Source organism: Devosia sp. 1566 (assembly GCF_004005995.1).
Lineage (GTDB): Bacteria > Pseudomonadota > Alphaproteobacteria > Rhizobiales > Devosiaceae > Devosia.
Genome location: NZ_CP034767.1, coordinates 3,304,047 through 3,318,915, shown reverse-complemented (window position 1 = coordinate 3,318,915; position 14,869 = coordinate 3,304,047). Strand labels below are relative to the sequence as shown.

The 14,869-nt window shown below is 61.6% G+C and carries 14 protein-coding genes; 5 read left to right on the top strand and 9 right to left on the bottom strand.

The genetic code is table 11. The features are described 5' to 3' along the window. Positions 1 to 91: 91 nt before the first annotated feature. Both ELX51_RS15875 and ELX51_RS15870 read left to right on the top strand, forming a co-directional pair. A complete protein-coding gene (locus tag ELX51_RS15875) occupies positions 92 to 2,173 on the top strand; it encodes a hydantoinase/oxoprolinase family protein (RefSeq protein WP_206524649.1) in 2,082 nt (693 codons plus the stop codon). Continuing rightward, entirely contained in the window at positions 2,170 to 3,957 is a 1,788-nt protein-coding gene (locus ELX51_RS15870; protein WP_127754433.1) for a hydantoinase B/oxoprolinase family protein, read from the top strand. Before ELX51_RS15875 ends, ELX51_RS15870 begins: the two co-directional genes overlap by 4 nt. Positions 3,958 to 4,048: 91 nt before the next feature. On the opposite strand, the gene ELX51_RS15865 is transcribed toward ELX51_RS15870, so the two are convergent. Continuing rightward, positions 4,049 to 5,206: a signal peptide prediction gene (locus ELX51_RS15865; RefSeq protein ID WP_127754432.1), complete on the bottom strand. Its 1,158-nt coding sequence runs from the start codon at positions 5,204 to 5,206 to the stop codon at positions 4,049 to 4,051. An 11-nt stretch (positions 5,207 to 5,217) separates the two neighbouring features. Beyond that, on the bottom strand, positions 5,218 to 6,216 hold the full coding sequence (locus ELX51_RS15860; RefSeq protein WP_127754431.1) for a GntR family transcriptional regulator: 999 nt from the start codon (positions 6,214 to 6,216) through the stop codon (positions 5,218 to 5,220). A gap of 146 nt (positions 6,217 to 6,362) precedes the next feature. Here ELX51_RS15860 and ELX51_RS15855 point away from each other — a divergent pair, with 146 nt between their 5' ends. After that, positions 6,363 to 6,821: an NUDIX domain-containing protein gene (locus tag ELX51_RS15855; protein WP_127754430.1), complete on the top strand. Its 459-nt coding sequence runs from the start codon at positions 6,363 to 6,365 to the stop codon at positions 6,819 to 6,821. A gap of 32 nt (positions 6,822 to 6,853) precedes the next feature. Here ELX51_RS15855 and ELX51_RS15850 read toward each other — a convergent pair whose 3' ends face one another. The 3 genes from ELX51_RS15850 to ELX51_RS15840 form a co-directional block, all read right to left on the bottom strand. Continuing rightward, a complete protein-coding gene (locus ELX51_RS15850; RefSeq protein WP_127754429.1) occupies positions 6,854 to 7,444 on the bottom strand; it encodes an urea carboxylase-associated family protein in 591 nt (196 codons plus the stop codon). After that, positions 7,444 to 8,142 (bottom strand): guanitoxin biosynthesis heme-dependent pre-guanitoxin N-hydroxylase GntA, encoded by a 699-nt coding sequence (gene gntA, locus ELX51_RS15845; RefSeq protein WP_127754428.1) that lies wholly within the window; start codon positions 8,140 to 8,142, stop codon positions 7,444 to 7,446. The genes ELX51_RS15850 and gntA overlap by 1 nt, the downstream gene beginning before the upstream one ends. A 223-nt stretch (positions 8,143 to 8,365) precedes the next feature. Further along, positions 8,366 to 8,725, bottom strand: coding sequence for a helix-turn-helix domain-containing protein (locus tag ELX51_RS15840; RefSeq protein WP_127754427.1), 360 nt, complete (start codon positions 8,723 to 8,725; stop codon positions 8,366 to 8,368). 153 nt (positions 8,726 to 8,878) lie between these two features. Between ELX51_RS15840 and ELX51_RS15835 the strand changes: the two genes are divergently transcribed. Next, positions 8,879 to 10,000: an alkene reductase gene (locus tag ELX51_RS15835; protein ID WP_127754426.1), complete on the top strand. Its 1,122-nt coding sequence runs from the start codon at positions 8,879 to 8,881 to the stop codon at positions 9,998 to 10,000. Between the two features lie 157 nt (positions 10,001 to 10,157). Here ELX51_RS15835 and ELX51_RS15830 read toward each other — a convergent pair whose 3' ends face one another. Continuing rightward, positions 10,158 to 11,051 carry a LysR family transcriptional regulator gene (locus tag ELX51_RS15830; RefSeq protein ID WP_127754425.1) on the bottom strand — a complete coding sequence of 298 codons (894 nt, stop codon included), beginning with the start codon at positions 11,049 to 11,051 and terminating at the stop codon, positions 10,158 to 10,160. A 95-nt stretch (positions 11,052 to 11,146) separates the two neighbouring features. Between ELX51_RS15830 and ELX51_RS15825 the strand changes: the two genes are divergently transcribed. Further along, positions 11,147 to 11,935, top strand: a complete 789-nt coding sequence (locus ELX51_RS15825; protein WP_127754424.1) for an SDR family oxidoreductase — start codon at positions 11,147 to 11,149, stop codon at positions 11,933 to 11,935. A gap of 130 nt (positions 11,936 to 12,065) precedes the next feature. Here ELX51_RS15825 and ELX51_RS15820 read toward each other — a convergent pair whose 3' ends face one another. From ELX51_RS15820 to ELX51_RS15810, 3 genes are all read right to left on the bottom strand, one after another. Further along, positions 12,066 to 12,794 carry an ATP-binding cassette domain-containing protein gene (locus ELX51_RS15820; RefSeq protein ID WP_127754423.1) on the bottom strand — a complete coding sequence of 243 codons (729 nt, stop codon included), beginning with the start codon at positions 12,792 to 12,794 and terminating at the stop codon, positions 12,066 to 12,068. Continuing rightward, positions 12,791 to 13,741 carry an ABC transporter permease gene (locus tag ELX51_RS15815; protein ID WP_127755330.1) on the bottom strand — a complete coding sequence of 317 codons (951 nt, stop codon included), beginning with the start codon at positions 13,739 to 13,741 and terminating at the stop codon, positions 12,791 to 12,793. Before ELX51_RS15815 ends, ELX51_RS15820 begins: the two co-directional genes overlap by 4 nt. Positions 13,742 to 13,865: 124 nt before the next feature. Beyond that, a complete protein-coding gene (locus tag ELX51_RS15810; protein ID WP_127754422.1) occupies positions 13,866 to 14,825 on the bottom strand; it encodes a substrate-binding domain-containing protein in 960 nt (319 codons plus the stop codon). Between the last annotated feature and the right edge of the window lie 44 nt (positions 14,826 to 14,869).

Here is a 14,869-nt window from a genome sequence, read left to right as displayed (position 1 = left end):
CTTCTGATCAGCGGTGCAAAATCAACCAAGAGATTATGGACTATGCATCCACAGTACCGTAACGCTAAGGACGAATAGCCTTCCGGAGAATATGATGAAAACGATCGGCGTCGATGTCGGCGGCACCTTTACCGACCTGGTTTATTGCGACATGACCAGCGGAGACATCGCCATCCACAAGGTCTCCACCACGCCTGACGACCCCTCGCGCGGCGTGATGACGGGGATTACCGAGCTTTGTGCGGCGAACAATGTCGAGCCTTCCAGTATCGACTATGTGTTCCATGGCACCACCACCGCCACCAATTCGGTGCTGGAAAACAAGGGCGCTAAGGCCGGCCTCATCACCAATGAAGGCTTTCGCGACATCATCCATATCGGGCGCCACCAGCGCGTGGAGCATTATTCCATTATCCAGGAACTGCCCTGGCAGCACCGCCCGCTGGTGCGCCGGCAGCATCGCAAGACCGTCGGTGGGCGCCTGGTGCCCCCGACCGGCGCTGAGCTGGAGCCGCTGGATCGTGAGGGCGTGCGCCGTGCGGCCCAGGAGCTAAAGGCGGAGGGCGTCGAATCGGTCGCGATCTGCTTCCTGTTTTCCTATCTCAATCCCGCCCATGAGCTTGAAGCCAAGGCCATCGTCGAAGAGGTGATGCCTGGGGCGTTTGTCACCACTTCGTCGTTCATCTCCCCCCAGTTCCGCGAGTTCGAGCGCTTCACCACCGCTGCGCTCGCCGCCTTTATCGGCCCCAAGGTCGACCGCTATATCGACAATCTCGACAAGGCGCTGCGCGCCATCGGTGTGCAGGGAGATCTGCGCATCATGGCTTCCAATGGGGGCGTCGCCACCACCAAGATGGTGGTGGAAAAGCCAACCCTGACCCTGCTGTCCGGCCTTGCCGCCGGGGTGCTCGGGGGCAAATGGATCGGTGATCTCACCAGCCATGATCGCCTGATCACCTTCGATATCGGTGGCACCAGCGCCGATATCGGCATCATCGTGGATGGGGTGTTCTCGGAAACCGATGCGCGCTCCACCTCCATTGCCGGTTTTCCGCTGCTGACCCCGATGATCGACATCCACACCATTGGTGCGGGTGGTGGCTCCATCGCCCATATCGATCGGGGCGGCGCCTTCCGGGTCGGTCCGCAATCGGCCGGCGCCGTGCCGGGTCCCGCAGCCTATGGACGGGGCGGCACCGAGCCCACCGTGACCGACGCCAATCTGGTGCTGGGTCGCCTTGCCGCGCAGGATTTCCTTGGCGGTGGCATGACGCTCGATGAAGCCGCCTCGCGCAAAGTGGTGGGCGAGCTTTCCGAGCGCCTGGGCATGTCGATCAACGAGACGGCCGAAGGCATCCTCACCATCATCAATTCCAACATGGCCAATGCCATCCGCTCGCGCACCGTGCAAAAGGGCATCGACCCCCGCAGCTTCGCGCTGGTCGCCTTTGGCGGGGCCGGCCCGCTGCATGGCGTGGAAGTGGCGCGCATGCTCGACATCCCCGAAGTGATCGTGCCGCCATTCCCCGGCATCACCTCGGCCATGGGCCTGCTGACGACCGACCTCAAATATGACCTGACGCGCACGCAGTTCCAGGTCTCGGGCGCGGTCGATCTCGAGCGCATCAACAGCGATATCTCCGCCATGGAAGCCGAACTCTCGGCACAGTTCGTCGCCGACAAGATCACCAGCGCAGACGTGTCGTTCCAGCGCATTGGTGACCTGCGCTATGTGGGGCAGGGCTATGAACTCAAGATCGCCTTCCCAGGTGGCGCCATCACCCAAGCAGGGCTCAACGAGACCTTTGAAGCCTTCCACCGTGCCCATGCGGCAGAATATGGGCACGCGTTCAAGGCAAGCCCCATTGAGATCGTCAATCTGCGGGTGAGCGGCATTGGCCGCATGCCCAAGATCGACAAGCTGCGCGCCCCCGCCAGCGGCAGCCTCGAGGAAGCGCTGGTGCGCACCGTGCCAAGCGTTTTCCGTGTTGGAGGCGAGCTCAAGACCTTTGACACGCCAGTTTATCGGCGCACCGCCTTGCCGGTCGGCCAGGCTTTCGAAGGTCCCGCCATTATCCTGCAAAAAGATTCCACCACCGTCATGCCGCCCGCGACCAGCGCCGTTGTGGAGGCTTCAGGCAGCATCATCATCACCCTGGGAGAGGCCAAATGAGCCAGAACCTCACCGAAACTCTCGTGGCCGCACCCACCCGCGTTGATCCCGTCACCGGCGCCGTGATCCAGGGCGCGCTCGAGAACATCGCCATCGAAATGGGTCACAAGCTCATGCGCATGAGCTATTCCTCCATTATTCGCGAGAGTGAAGATTTCGGCACCGCGCTCACTGACGCCACTGGCCGGCAGATGTGCGAATGCAAGATGTCGACCCCCCTGCAGTCAGGCCCGATCCCGGGCTATGTGCGCGGCATTCTCAAGCAGATGGAAGCTCGCGGCGAAACCCTTCGCCCCGGCGACGTCATCATGCACAACGATCCCTATGGCGGTGCCAGCCACGGCCCCGATGTCGGCTTTGCTGTCCCGGTGTTTCTGGGCGTACAGCTGATCGGCTTTTCGGTTACCACAGCGCACCATCTCGATATCGGCGCGCTAACGCCCGGCAGCACCGGCATTGTGGATGCCGTCGATACTTATGCCGAGGGCCTGCAGTTCAAGGCCATCAAGGTGGTGGATGCCGGTAAGCGCAATGAAGCCGTCTGGTCGATCCTGCGCGACAATATCCGTGCTTCCGCCCTCGTTGTCGGGGACATGGAAGCCCAGGTGCAAACCGCGCAGATCGGCGCCGAACGGTTCCTCGACCTCGTCAACAAATACAGCCTCAAGACCGTCATGGACGCCTTTGAGGACCTGCTCGATTATTCCGAGCGGCTGATGCGCTCGGCCATCGCCGCGCTGCCAGATGGGGACTATTCCGCCAAAACCTTCATCGATGGCTTCCTTGACGACGCCGATCCCTCGCGCAAGGACCTGCCCATAGCCGTCACGCTCAAGGTGCGGGGCGACAGCATCACCGTTGATCTCACCGGTACCGCACCGCAACTACCCGACAAGCCCATCAACATGCCGCTGGTCGGAACGGTGGATATTTCCATCTGGCTGACGCTGCGCTCGATCCTTCTGGACAGCGTCACCTATGGCAGCATTCCGCAGAACGAGGGCTTGACCCGTCCCATCACCATTGTCGCCCCCCGCGGCACCCTCGCCAATCCGATTTTCCCAGCTCCGGTGATCGCCCGTTTCTGCCCCGGCAATGCCTTGGCTGACACCGTGATGAAGGCGCTGGCCCAAGCCGTGCCCCAACAGGTATCGGCCGGCATTGGCAATCTGCGCGTGGTCGCCTTTTCGGGCATGGAAGACGGCAAGCAGTGGGTTCATATGGAGATTTTGGAAGGCAGCTACGGCGGCCGATATGGCTCGGATGGCATGGACGCGGTGGATACGCTCTTTGCGAACACCCGCAACAATCCGATTGAAGATATCGAGTCGCATCTGCCGATCCGGGTTGATCGCTATGAGCTGCGCAACGACGCCACCGCTGCCGGCCGCACCCGTGGCGGCATTGGCACGGTGCGCGAGTTCACCTTCCTCGCCGATGGCGCCTTTTCGGTGGAAGGGGATGGCCACAAATACCGGCCCTGGGGCTATGAGGGCGGCGAGGACGGCTATACCGCTTCGCTCAAGCTGATCCACCAAGCGGGCGGGGAAACCGACCTCGTTTCCAAGGTGCCCTACCACAAGATCAAGGCCGGCGATCACCTGATCTCGCGCGGCCCCAGCGGCGGCGGTTACGGCAATCCATTCGAGCGCGATCCCCAGGCCGTGTTGTTCGACGTGCTGGAAGGCCTGGTTTCTGCCGAGGCCGCCGAACAGCATTACGGCGTCGCCATCTCCGGCAATGCGGTGGATGGGGCGCGCACAGCGCAGCTGCGCTCGGCCTAGCGCCCAAGCGTTCCCGACCCGGGGCCAGCATTCGTGCCGGCCTCGGAATCTGAGGCGGCAGTTCGGCACCAGGCCGGCTGTTGCCTCTTTTTTATGCCTCCAGAAACTCCCGCCAGCGGCGCACCAGATAGGTGTGCTCGTCCATAAAGGCGTTCCACACCCGCACCCGCGCCATGCGTTCAAGATACGAGCCGCCTTCCCGGAGGTCGCCGGGTGCGATGCTAGGCTCTCCCGCCGGATTGGTCAGCACGGTCTCGGCCGGCTTGCCGGCATACCAGTAATCCCATTCCGGCCCGCTCAGATGGGGCCGCACCAGATCGGGCAGTACGAAGTAATAGCCCTGGCGGGTGGTGATGGCGCCGCCTTTGCCGTTCATCCACCAGTTGAGATAGGCATAGGCCGCTTCCAGCTGCTCGCCTTGCGCGGCTGCCGAAATGCACAGATCCACATGCCAGCCGCGAAAGCCCTCCTGCGGCACGGCGGAAACCACCGGCACGCCCTGGCTGCGCAGGGTGGCAAGGGCCGGTGAGAACATCGATTGCAGCACGGCCCCGCGGTGCATGGACCGGGCCGCCTCGTAGTGGTTGTTCCAGATAGTCTTGAAGTGACCCAGTTTCTTTTTGCGCAGCAGGATGTCCGCGACGATGTCGATCTCCTCGATGGAGAGATTGCCGACATCGGCAAAGCTCATCCCCTCGGAAGCCTCCACGGCAAGGGCTGCCTCGATCATGCCCAGCACGGGTTCGCTCATGATCGCGACCCGGCCATGCAGACGCTTGTCGAGCATCCAGCCCCAGCTATGGGGCGTGCCCTCTGGCCATTCCTTGAGGGCGGCCGGCAAAAAGGCAAAGGAATCGACGCCATGCTGCAGCGGCAACATCACGATCTGGTCGGTGGGGGCAGGGCCGATAGCGCCCGATGGCTGCACAAAGAGCTGGTTGAATACCGACCCCAAAGCGCGGGCGTCGCTGCGGCGCGCCACCGCCTGGCTCTTGATCAGCTGACCATTGCGTATGCGCTTAAGGTCAATGGCCTGAATGGCGCGGGCCGTCCAGATCAGATCAACCGTATGCCACTGGTGGTACACATCGAAGCTCTCAGGGGTAGTCACCACCCGCTGCAAACCCTTGACGCTGTCGATCAGCTCGAATTCCAGGTCGAACGGCAGATCGCTCGCCGCTTGTTCCAGCACAGCGCGGGGGAGAACTTCGCTGCGGGCGATGATGCGGAGCTTGGGTCGTTGGGGCACGCAGGAACTCTTTAGTGAATGCGGGTGAGATAGGGCGCGATCGCGGCGGCATCAAACACCGAAAGCACTTTAAGCCGGGCCCGGGCTCGCGCATGGTCCGCATCGAGATGGTGACGCAGCGCCATCGCTGCCCCAGCGCCGTCGCCAAGCAGCAGATGATCAAACACCAGCGCATGCTCGCGCAAAAGATTGGTTTCCTCGTGCAGCCCGATATAGGTCTCGAACAGGCGATTGATAACGAGCGAAAGCTGCGACAGCTGCACCGCCCGCGCCAGTTGCTTGTTTCGGCCGGCCCGCAGCGCTTCCACATGCAGGTCCGCTTCGAGCTTGCCGAGCACGGCCTGGGTGAGGGGCACTGATCCCTCCAGCACCGCTGCGATATCGGCACGCGCTTTGCTCAGCATGCCGCTATCCAGGTGCGGCTGCGCGGCGGCAATTGCTCCGGGCTCCAGCAGCCGGCGCACTTCATGGGCATCATCGAGCATGCGGGCGCTGAACGGGCCGGCAATCCAGTGGGAACTGCGGTCCTTGTCTATCAGCCCTCGCGCATCGAGGCGCGAAAGCACGTCGCGTACCACGGTGCGGCTGACATCGAAATAATCCCCGATCCCGGCCTCCGAAATCTGGAAAGTGCCGAAGGGAATGCAGTTCATGATGTCGGTCTCGACGGCCGCAAAGATGCGCTCCCAACTGGCTTGCCCCAGATTGCTCCCAAGTTCGGCTGGTAGGTCCAGTGCCAGGCCGTGCAGATTGGTGCGCGTCGTGCTTTCTCCAGCACCCCCGGCGCCGACCACATAGCCTTGCGAACTCAGCGGGGTGATCACCCCTTCAGCCGCCAACAGGTCCAAGGCCCGCTTTACGGGCGGGCGGCTCACGCCCAACCGGTCGGCCACTGCCGAAACCAGCAGCCGGGTCCCAGCGGGTAACTTGCCCGTCCGGATATTGGCGTGAAGTGCCTCCCGAACGATCTGGTAATAAGGTTTGTTGTCGGCAGGTTGTGCTTTAGCCATCACTTCGAAACTGCACGACTAGGGCGGGCAAAAAGGGGACGTGTATCTCGCAAGGCAACCCTACCGACACTGGTCCCGTTCGGAAATCGCTTCCGTTGGGACTGGGCTCGTTTTAGCACAGCATTGACGACAGGGGGGCGGCTTGCATGAAACCTGATCTCGTTCAGCGCCCTTCAGCGCGGCTCCTGGTTGTCGATCCCAGCGGTTGCCTGCTGTTGTTTCGCTTCGTGCACCGTTCGGGCGCGCTGGCCGGGCGAACTTTTTGGGCGACGCCGGGCGGCGCAGTGGACGAGGGCGAGAGCTTCGAACAGGCCGCCCGGCGCGAACTCGATGAAGAAACTGGCCTGATCCTGGAGGTAGGGCAGGAGGTGGGCCAGCGCAGAACCACATTCCCCCTGGCCTCGGGTCAGATGGTCGAAGCCGATGAGCGATATTTCCTGGTTCGGGCGCCGAGCCAGGACATCTCGCGGCAAGGTTGGACCGATCTCGAGCGCGAAGTGATGGCGGAGCATCGCTGGTGGAGCCACAAGGAGCTTGCCACAACAAGCGAGCAGGTGTTTCCCGAGGACCTCCTCGACTACCTCCGGGCTGCCGGCGTTGCTTGAGCCGGCCCTGGCACCGGCAAAAAATCCAACGATCAGCCGATGGAATAATGAATTGGCTTGAAGCTGCCGCCATTGCTGGCCGGCGCCGAGCATGCTGTGAGCCCGATGATGAGGTCCATCCGGGCCTGGAAGCGGATGAAGTCTCCCGCTTTGCTCAGTGGGGGCAGCACGTTGAATTTGCCCGTTACCCCATCCACCGGCACGTTCATGAAGCAATTAAAGGCCACGGGAATAGCGTCTTCGGCGATGCCATAGGGCATCAACGCGTGGTGCAGATTGCCATGGCAGCCCTGGTGGGGTGGCTCATTGTCGTAACACAGGCGAAAGGTTGCTTCGCTGCACGGGGTCAGCAGGAAATCGTGCCGGCCGACCGTGTCCTCGATGATGTCGAGCATCACGTTGGAACGGTTCGAATACAGCATATTGCCGGTGGTGAGATAGATGCTCTCGGCATAATCCAGGGTGCGGCCCGAGGAGATCATCTCGGCAGTATCGGCCCGGGAAATCGCCAACAGGTCCGCGACCTGGCCCCCCAGCGGATCGATAACGGTCAGGATCTGCCCCGCGCTGAGCTCGAAGGCCGTACCTGAGCGTGGCGCAATTTCGTTGATGCCAAGGTCCATCAGGAATGCTCCATTTCGCCCAAAGGGTCGGCCGCGGCTGGAATTTCCTCGCGATGATAAGGACAGCTCCAGCCATCGGGCACTTTGCGGCCGCTATATTGCCTGGCTTCGGAAACGGTGCCGTGGCGAGCCAGCATTGGGTTGATGCTGCCCGCAAGTTCCAGATCACGCTCCAGGATCGAGCCGCGCAGCTTCTCGTAGCGGTTCTGCGCGCGCAAGGCTTCGAACTGATCATGCAGGTTGAAGATCATGGCCGGATAAGCAAAGCGGCGGGCCGGGCGGCTGGCCCCGGGATGCAGGCCCACCACAAAGAACCCCTGGCCGCCGAAACTCAGCGAGAAATGCGGATCATCGGGGTCTGCACTGACGCGTGGGTCCGATGTTTGTCCGCGCCAGCTGTCCTTTGCGGTCAGCGACTGGATGCGCTCCCACATGTGCCGCTCGAACCGCGCTTCATCCAGGTCATCGGGGCCCTCGAAGATCACCGCAAAGCTCGTAAACAGCGTGGGATGTTCTTGATAGCGCCAGGCGAACCGCATGAGCTGGTCCTGGATCTCGACATCGTTCCAGGCGCTGTCGAGGCTGCGAGCCACATAAGTGGTCAACTGGTCTTTTCCCAAGGCGGACTTGGCGCCAACGCAGGGAAAGGATGGATCCCGGATAAACTCTTCCAAGGCACGTTCAGAGTCGAAAAGCATGAGCCCACGGCATTTGATGCAACTATGCAGCTAAGGCTTGTGCCGCGATCGCGTTCCATCACAAGCCAGAACGCCACCAAACTGGTGCGAAGGGAAACACTTGAACACCAGCAGCTCCGGCCCCTTCCCACCCCGAAGTGGCCGGTCGGCAGCCGACCTCCATTCGGCCATCGGTCTTGCGCTGGATAGGTGCCAGGGCGGTCATCGCCAGAACACCCACCGACTATGCCGCGTCTGCCGCAAGTGTCCGCTTTTGTACGATAACCGAGATTTCACCGTCATGCTGTGTTCCCCATTCGCACAGCGGCGCCAGAACACGAGCCAAGCTCTGGCCAAACTCGGTCAATTCGTATTCGACATGCGGGGGGACCGTCCGGAAATCAATGCGGCGAATAATGCCGTCATTGGTCAGCTCCTTGAGATGCTGGATCAGCATCTTCTCGCTCACATTGGTGACAAGGCCGCGCAACTGTCCTGTGCGCTTCGCGCCACTGGCTAGATGGAACAGGATAAGCGGCTTCCACTTGCCGCCCAGAATTTCCAGCACCGCTTCCAGGCCGCATCTGAACTTGGTTTGGGTCATCTCTTCCTCCGCCCGCTGATACTTACTAAAAGGTCGGTACTTGTCTCTGGGTGCGCAAGGTCATAGCTAGGTTGGGCAATGATGTCGACGGGCATCGTCCTCCTCCAGAAGCCCGATCCGCGGTTGGCGCTTCGCCTTGCCCCATGAGCGAACATGACCGAGTCAAACCCTGTCCTTTTGCGCCCAATCCGTTTGGGCGATCTCGAACTCCCCAACCGCATCGTGATGGCGCCAATGACCCGTGCGCGGACCAACAATCCTGAACTGGTCCCCAATGCGCTTCAAGCCCAGTACTACGCCCAGCGCGCGTCGGCGGGCCTCATTTTGACCGAGGGGACCTGGCCCAGCCGCGATGGGGTGGGCTTCATAAATGTGCCCGGACTTTACACGCAGCAGCAGGCCGAAGGCTGGCGTCGCGTCACCGATGCCGTTCATGAAGCGGGCGGGCGGATTTTCGTCCAGCTCGGTCATACCGGCCCTTCGTCGCACCCTGATATGCTGGACGGCGCACTGCCACTTGCCCCATCGGCGGTGAACCCTGGTGTGCAGACGTTTACCAATGCCGGCTTTCAGGAAACCGTAACGCCCAGAGCCATGGACCTCAGCGATATCGCCCGCACGGTGGACGACTTCGCCAAATCCGCTCGTTTGGCGCAGATTGCCGGTTTCGATGGAGTTGAACTGCATGGCATCAGCACCTTTCTGATCCCGGCCTTCCTCTACGAAACCGTCAATTTCAGAACGGATGACTATGGCGGCTCGGTCGAAAACCGGGCGCGGCTCCCGCTGGAAATTATCGACGCCCTGGCCGATGCCTGGGCTCCTGGTCGGGTTGGCATCAAGCTCAGCCCAGGCTTGACTGGCGTCGGCAAGTTCGTTGCGGGAGCCGAAACCCTGAAGACCTTTGAGCATCTGGTTAGCCAGTTGTCAGAGCGCAATCTGGCCTACTTGCACCTCATGAACCCGATCAGCAATCTGGCAGGCACGCCGGTGGAAGCTCTTGGAGCCGATATTGCCAAGCATTTCCGGCCCCTTTACTCCGGCCCGCTGATCGCCAATGGCGGCTATAGCTTCGAAACCGGCAATGCTTTGATCAACAATGGCTTTGCCGATGCCATTGCCTTTGGCGCTCCGTTTATCTCGAACCCGGACCTGGTCGAACGCTTCGCTACCGGGGCAAGCCTGAGCCCGAGTGATCGCGAAACGTATTATGGCGGCGGAGCCGCTGGATATGTCGATTACCCCAGGGCTGCCGAAGCTGTCATGGCTGTGTGATCGGGCTGTTACACCCCGGGGATTGGCGGGCCTGCTGACCCGCCAATTATTAACCGTGCGGCCCGCCAGATGCGAAAGCCCACTGTGCTGGGGGTTGATCGAAATGCCCTCGAGCTTGCCCGTGCTGGCCGGGGGTATTGTCCTCTTTTCCATCCACTCAGGGGCGGTAACGCAGCATGTCGACCAGGGCGACCAGTGCGGGGGTCCGTTGCCGCCGCGATGGATAGTAAAGATGGTAGCCCGGCGAAGGCGGGCACCAATCCTCGAGACACCGCACGAGCCGCCCGCTGCTGAGATGATCGGCCACTTGATCCTCGAAAACATAAGCCAGCCCGTATCCGGCCAAAGCGGCTGCCTCCAGAGTGTCCCCGTCGTTGACCACCAGGGTGCCGTCCACCGTGACGTCGAGGGGGCGCCCGCCTTGCGAGAAGTGCCACCTGGCGATGTTGCCAGCGCTCGCCATGCGGAAGTTGATGCAATCGTGGCGGGCGAGATCCCAGGGGTCCTTGGGAACCCGATAACGGGCGAAATAGTCCGGTGTCGCTACGACCGCAGCGCGGGCGTCCGGCCCGATCGGCACCGCCACCATGTCCTGTTCAACCTGGTGGCCAAACCGGATCCCGGCATCAAAACCGCCGGCGACGATATCGGCAAAGGCGTCGTCGGCGAATATCTCCACCTTCACCCGGGGATAAGCCATCCGGAACGCCTCGAGGGCTGGCAGGACCAGGGACTTGGCGGGAAAGCGGATGGTGGTCAGGCGGATGGTGCCAGATGGCGTATCGCTTAACCCCGCGAGCGCCTCGATCTCTGCTTCAAGCTCGGCGAGTGCCGGTCTAAGCGTGTCGAGCAAGCGCTGTCCCGCCTCGGTGGCCCGAACGCTGCGCGTTGTGCGCGCCAAAAGCCTGAAGCCAAGGCGTTGCTCAAGCTTGCTGATCGTTTGACTGAGCGTCGCTTGCGACAAGCCAAGGCGCTTGGCGCCCCGCGTAAAGCTCTGCTCTTCGGCGACAGCCTGGAAGGCAAGGAGGTCGCTCAAGTCTTGGCGTCTCATCTATCGGTCCAGCCAATGAACCCTATCAGATTTATCAGCCTAATGCAGAAGCCAATTCGGGTCTATCTCCTCGGCATCAACCTTGGAGATCAATCATGTCCCTTTCCAGCACTGCTCTTGTTACCGGAGCGTCCTCCGGCATCGGAGCTGCCTATGCGCGCCGATTAGCAGCCCGTGGGCACGACCTCATCCTTGTCGCGCGCCGCGCCGAACGGCTCGAGCAGTTGGCCGCCGAACTCATCAGCAGCTACGGCATCAGCGCACGACCACTGGTTGCCGACCTCGCCACCGACGACGGCATCACACGGGTGGCCGAAGTTCTGGCGTCCGATACGTCTATAGACATGCTGGTCAACAATGCAGGCCTGACCCACATCGGGGGCACGGCCGAGCTGTCGTCCGAGGGGATCAGCACCATGTTGTCGCTGAACGTGTCCGCGCTCACGCGTCTCACTCACGCCGCCCTGCCTGGCTTCATTGCCCGCAACCGCGGGACAATCATCAATATCAGCTCGGTCCTGGCATTCCAGGCTTTGCCCCTCTCCTCCATCTATGCCGGAACCAAGGCTTTCGTCTTGCTGTTCACGAGCGGACTGCAGCAGGAGCTCAAGGACACACCCATCCAGGTGCAGGCAGTGCTGCCCGCCGGTGTCGCCACCGAGATTTACGATGGCTCGATCATGCCGCTCGACCAAATCCCGGCAGAACTGATCATGAGCGCAGATACGATGGTCGACGCGGCTATGGCCGGTCTGGATAGCGGCGAAGATGTCACCTTGCCGTCAGTGGCGGACATCGAGCTCTGGCACCGATACGCCGCAACCTCCCAGGCACTGTTCGCCGCCAGTCAGACCGGCTCCCCCGCGCCTCGTTACCGCGTTTAACAAGACCCCAGTCATCTGTCGTTCAGAACCCGTTCATCTCGCAGGCGGAATTGCGGCAAAGTGGTCTGGCGCTGAGGGAGCAGGCAGTGGTTCCAGTCTTTTTCGATGAAACCGGCAGGCAGCGGAATACTCATGTCAGCACCACATGCTGCGTCAGTTCCTCGATGGTGGTGTCGGCCTTGGCCACGTCACAAACCTTGGTGCCGTGGCTCATGATCACGAAGCGGTCACAGACCTGATAGGCGTGGTAGAGGTTGTGGGTCACGAGCACGCTCGAGACCCCTTCTGCCTTGAGCTCAAGCACCTGATGCAGGAGGGCTTCGGTTTCACGCACGGAAAGCGCCGAGGTGGGCTCATCGAGGAGAAGGACCCGCCGTTTGAAGAACACGGCGCGAGCAATTGCGACCGCTTGTTTCTGCCCGCCCGAGAGATCGCCCACCAGCTTGTCCGGACTGTAGATACCCGAAATATGCACGGCGCTTTCAAGCACTTGCATGGCAATCTCGCGCATGCGTTTGAGGTCAAGAAACCCAAAGCGGTCAGTGAGTTCACGTCCCAGAAAGATGTTGCGTGAGATGGACAGGCAATCCACCAGAGCGGTGTTCTGGTAAATGGTTTCAATGCCCGCCTCGGCGGAGTCGCGCCGGCAGGTAAAGTCGTGCCGCTGCCCCTCCACCGAGATATAGCCCGAACTCGGCTGGTGGATGCCCGAGATCATGTTGACCGTGGTCGACTTGCCCGCGCCGTTATCGCCAAGCAGGCCCACAACCTCACTATGCCCGACTTCAAAGCTGAGATCGGTCAGCGCCTTGAGGGGTCCAAAGGACTTGTTGATATTGTGCAGGGCCAACAGGCTCATATGGAAGCTCCCCGGCGATCGAGCCCATGGTTGAAGATCGAGGCCACCACGATCAGCGTGGCGATGAACATGTCGAGATAAAAACCAGGCGCGCGCATCAGCAGCAGCACGTCGGTAATGGTGAAGATCAGCATCACCCCGAGGAACACGCCCAGGATCGAGCCGCGTCCACCGCGTAGGGATAGCCCACCGATGACGCAAGCGGCGATCGCCTGCAGCTCCAGCCCGGCTCCCTGTCCCGGTTGCACGCTACCAACGCGGGTGGTCGCGAGGATACCGGCAAAAGCGGCCATGAAGCCGGCAAGGGCGAAGGCCATCAGCTTGACCCGGGCGGTGTTGACGCCGATCGCTGTTGCTGCCGAGCGATTGCCGCCTGTCGCGAACACATGATTGCCGAAACGGTGCCGGTGCAGCATGGCCCAGAACACCAGGCAGAGCCCGACAAACCAGATAAATGCGGCGTTGATGCCGAGTGCTGTGCCGCCAAACATGGCCTGGAACACCGGATTGGGATCAAAGCGCACCTGCACGGCGCCGTTGATCAGCAGCACCGCGCCCCGCCAGAACAACAAGCCACCAAGGGTAACAATAAAGGATGGCAGATTGAAGCGCAGCGTCAGCGCTCCATTGCCCAACCCGATCGCAGCACCGACCAGCAGGCCGACAGGGGCGGCAAGAAAGGCGTCCACGCCATGGCCCACCAGCACCGCCATGACCACGGCGGTCAACGTGTAGACCGAACCGATGGACAGATCGAACTCCCCGGCGATCATCAGCACACCGGCGCCAAGCGCCAGGCAACCCAGTACGGGGACCGAGCGCATCATGATGCCCATGTTCTGCGGCGACAGGTAGCGGAAGGTGTCAGGCAACAAAAGTCCGGCGATGATGCAGGCGAGTTGCACAACAACAAACACCAGCAGAATCGCACCTGCAGGCATCGACAGCAAATCGTGCAGCCACGTCGCTGCCGTCCGCCTCGGCGCAAGGGCGCGAGCAGGGGAAAGTTCGGTCACGGTGATATCCAGTTCTGAAGGGAAGCCCCGGCCATGTGGGCCGGGGCAGATCCCGTTAGCGATAGGTACCGATCAGTGGCTTGACGGCGCCAATGCGGCCTTGGTCCAGGAACGCGCCCTGTCCGGTGTCGACATCTGTCGGGGTCAAACCGTAGCGCTTGGCCATGGCGATCTGGGCGATCGGGTAGTAGCCCTGGAGATAGGGTTGCTGGTCCATGGTGGCGAACATCGCGCCCGTTTCCACCGCGTCTGCAATTTCGATCGCCAGATCAAAGCCGCCAAACGGTACGTCCACCCCAGCGTCGCGAATGGCGCCAGCCCCAACAGTGGAGGTGACCGAACCAGTGCCGAACACCGCCTTGATGTTTGGATTGGCGATCAGTGCCTGTGCCATGATGTTCTGAGCTTCTGCGGGGTCCAGGCCGGCACGCACTGTTTCAACAGTGATACCGTGTTCCCCCATAGCCTTTTCGATGCCGCCGCCGCGCGCCACGGCGAAGCTTGCCTCGGGAATTTCGCGTGGGTTGAAGACCGTGTCCCCTTCCTTGAGACCAAATTCCTCGATCATCCGGTTGCCCAGTTCGTAGCCGGAGGCGAACTCATCCATGCCAACATAGGCCTGCCGGCAATTGCCATCGCCGCCTTCCAGGTCGTCATTATTAAAACCGATCACCACGATGCCGGCTTCGACTGCCGCGCAAATGCTGTCGTCGAATGCATCCGAACTGGAGATGGACACGGCGATCCCATCCACGCCCGTGGCCGCGGCCGTTTCGATCAGATCATTCTGGCGCACTGGGTCGTTGTTGGCATATTGCACGTCCAGATCAACATTGAACGCGGCTGCGGCGTCTTGCGCGCCTTTGACCACGGGATTGAAAAACTGCACGCTCGGATCGAGATAGATGATCATGGTCGCCTTAACCGGCTCCTGATCCTGCGCCATTGCTCCTCCTAGGCTGGCGAACAGGGCGCAGCCTCCCAGCAAGGCGCACTTAAACTTGGTCAGTTTCATGGATTAGTCCTCCCTTTGAATTGCCCCGGGTCCTCCTCAGGTCC

Excerpts from the sequence above, each read along its gene's own strand:
- ELX51_RS15875 (WP_206524649.1), top strand. The coding sequence starts at position 92 with ATGATGAAAACGATCGGCGTCGATGTCGGCGGCACCTTTACCGACCTG.
- ELX51_RS15870 (WP_127754433.1), top strand. The coding sequence starts at position 2,170 with ATGAGCCAGAACCTCACCGAAACTCTCGTGGCCGCACCCACCCGCGTT.
- ELX51_RS15860 (WP_127754431.1), bottom strand. The coding sequence starts at position 6,216 with ATGGCTAAAGCACAACCTGCCGACAACAAACCTTATTACCAGATCGTT.
- ELX51_RS15855 (WP_127754430.1), top strand. The coding sequence starts at position 6,363 with ATGAAACCTGATCTCGTTCAGCGCCCTTCAGCGCGGCTCCTGGTTGTC.
- ELX51_RS15850 (WP_127754429.1), bottom strand. The coding sequence starts at position 7,444 with ATGGACCTTGGCATCAACGAAATTGCGCCACGCTCAGGTACGGCCTTC.
- gntA (WP_127754428.1), bottom strand. The coding sequence starts at position 8,142 with ATGCTTTTCGACTCTGAACGTGCCTTGGAAGAGTTTATCCGGGATCCA.
- ELX51_RS15840 (WP_127754427.1), bottom strand. The coding sequence starts at position 8,725 with ATGACCCAAACCAAGTTCAGATGCGGCCTGGAAGCGGTGCTGGAAATT.
- ELX51_RS15835 (WP_127754426.1), top strand. The coding sequence starts at position 8,879 with ATGACCGAGTCAAACCCTGTCCTTTTGCGCCCAATCCGTTTGGGCGAT.
- ELX51_RS15830 (WP_127754425.1), bottom strand. The coding sequence starts at position 11,051 with ATGAGACGCCAAGACTTGAGCGACCTCCTTGCCTTCCAGGCTGTCGCC.
- ELX51_RS15825 (WP_127754424.1), top strand. The coding sequence starts at position 11,147 with ATGTCCCTTTCCAGCACTGCTCTTGTTACCGGAGCGTCCTCCGGCATC.
- ELX51_RS15820 (WP_127754423.1), bottom strand. The coding sequence starts at position 12,794 with ATGAGCCTGTTGGCCCTGCACAATATCAACAAGTCCTTTGGACCCCTC.
- ELX51_RS15810 (WP_127754422.1), bottom strand. The coding sequence starts at position 14,825 with ATGAAACTGACCAAGTTTAAGTGCGCCTTGCTGGGAGGCTGCGCCCTG.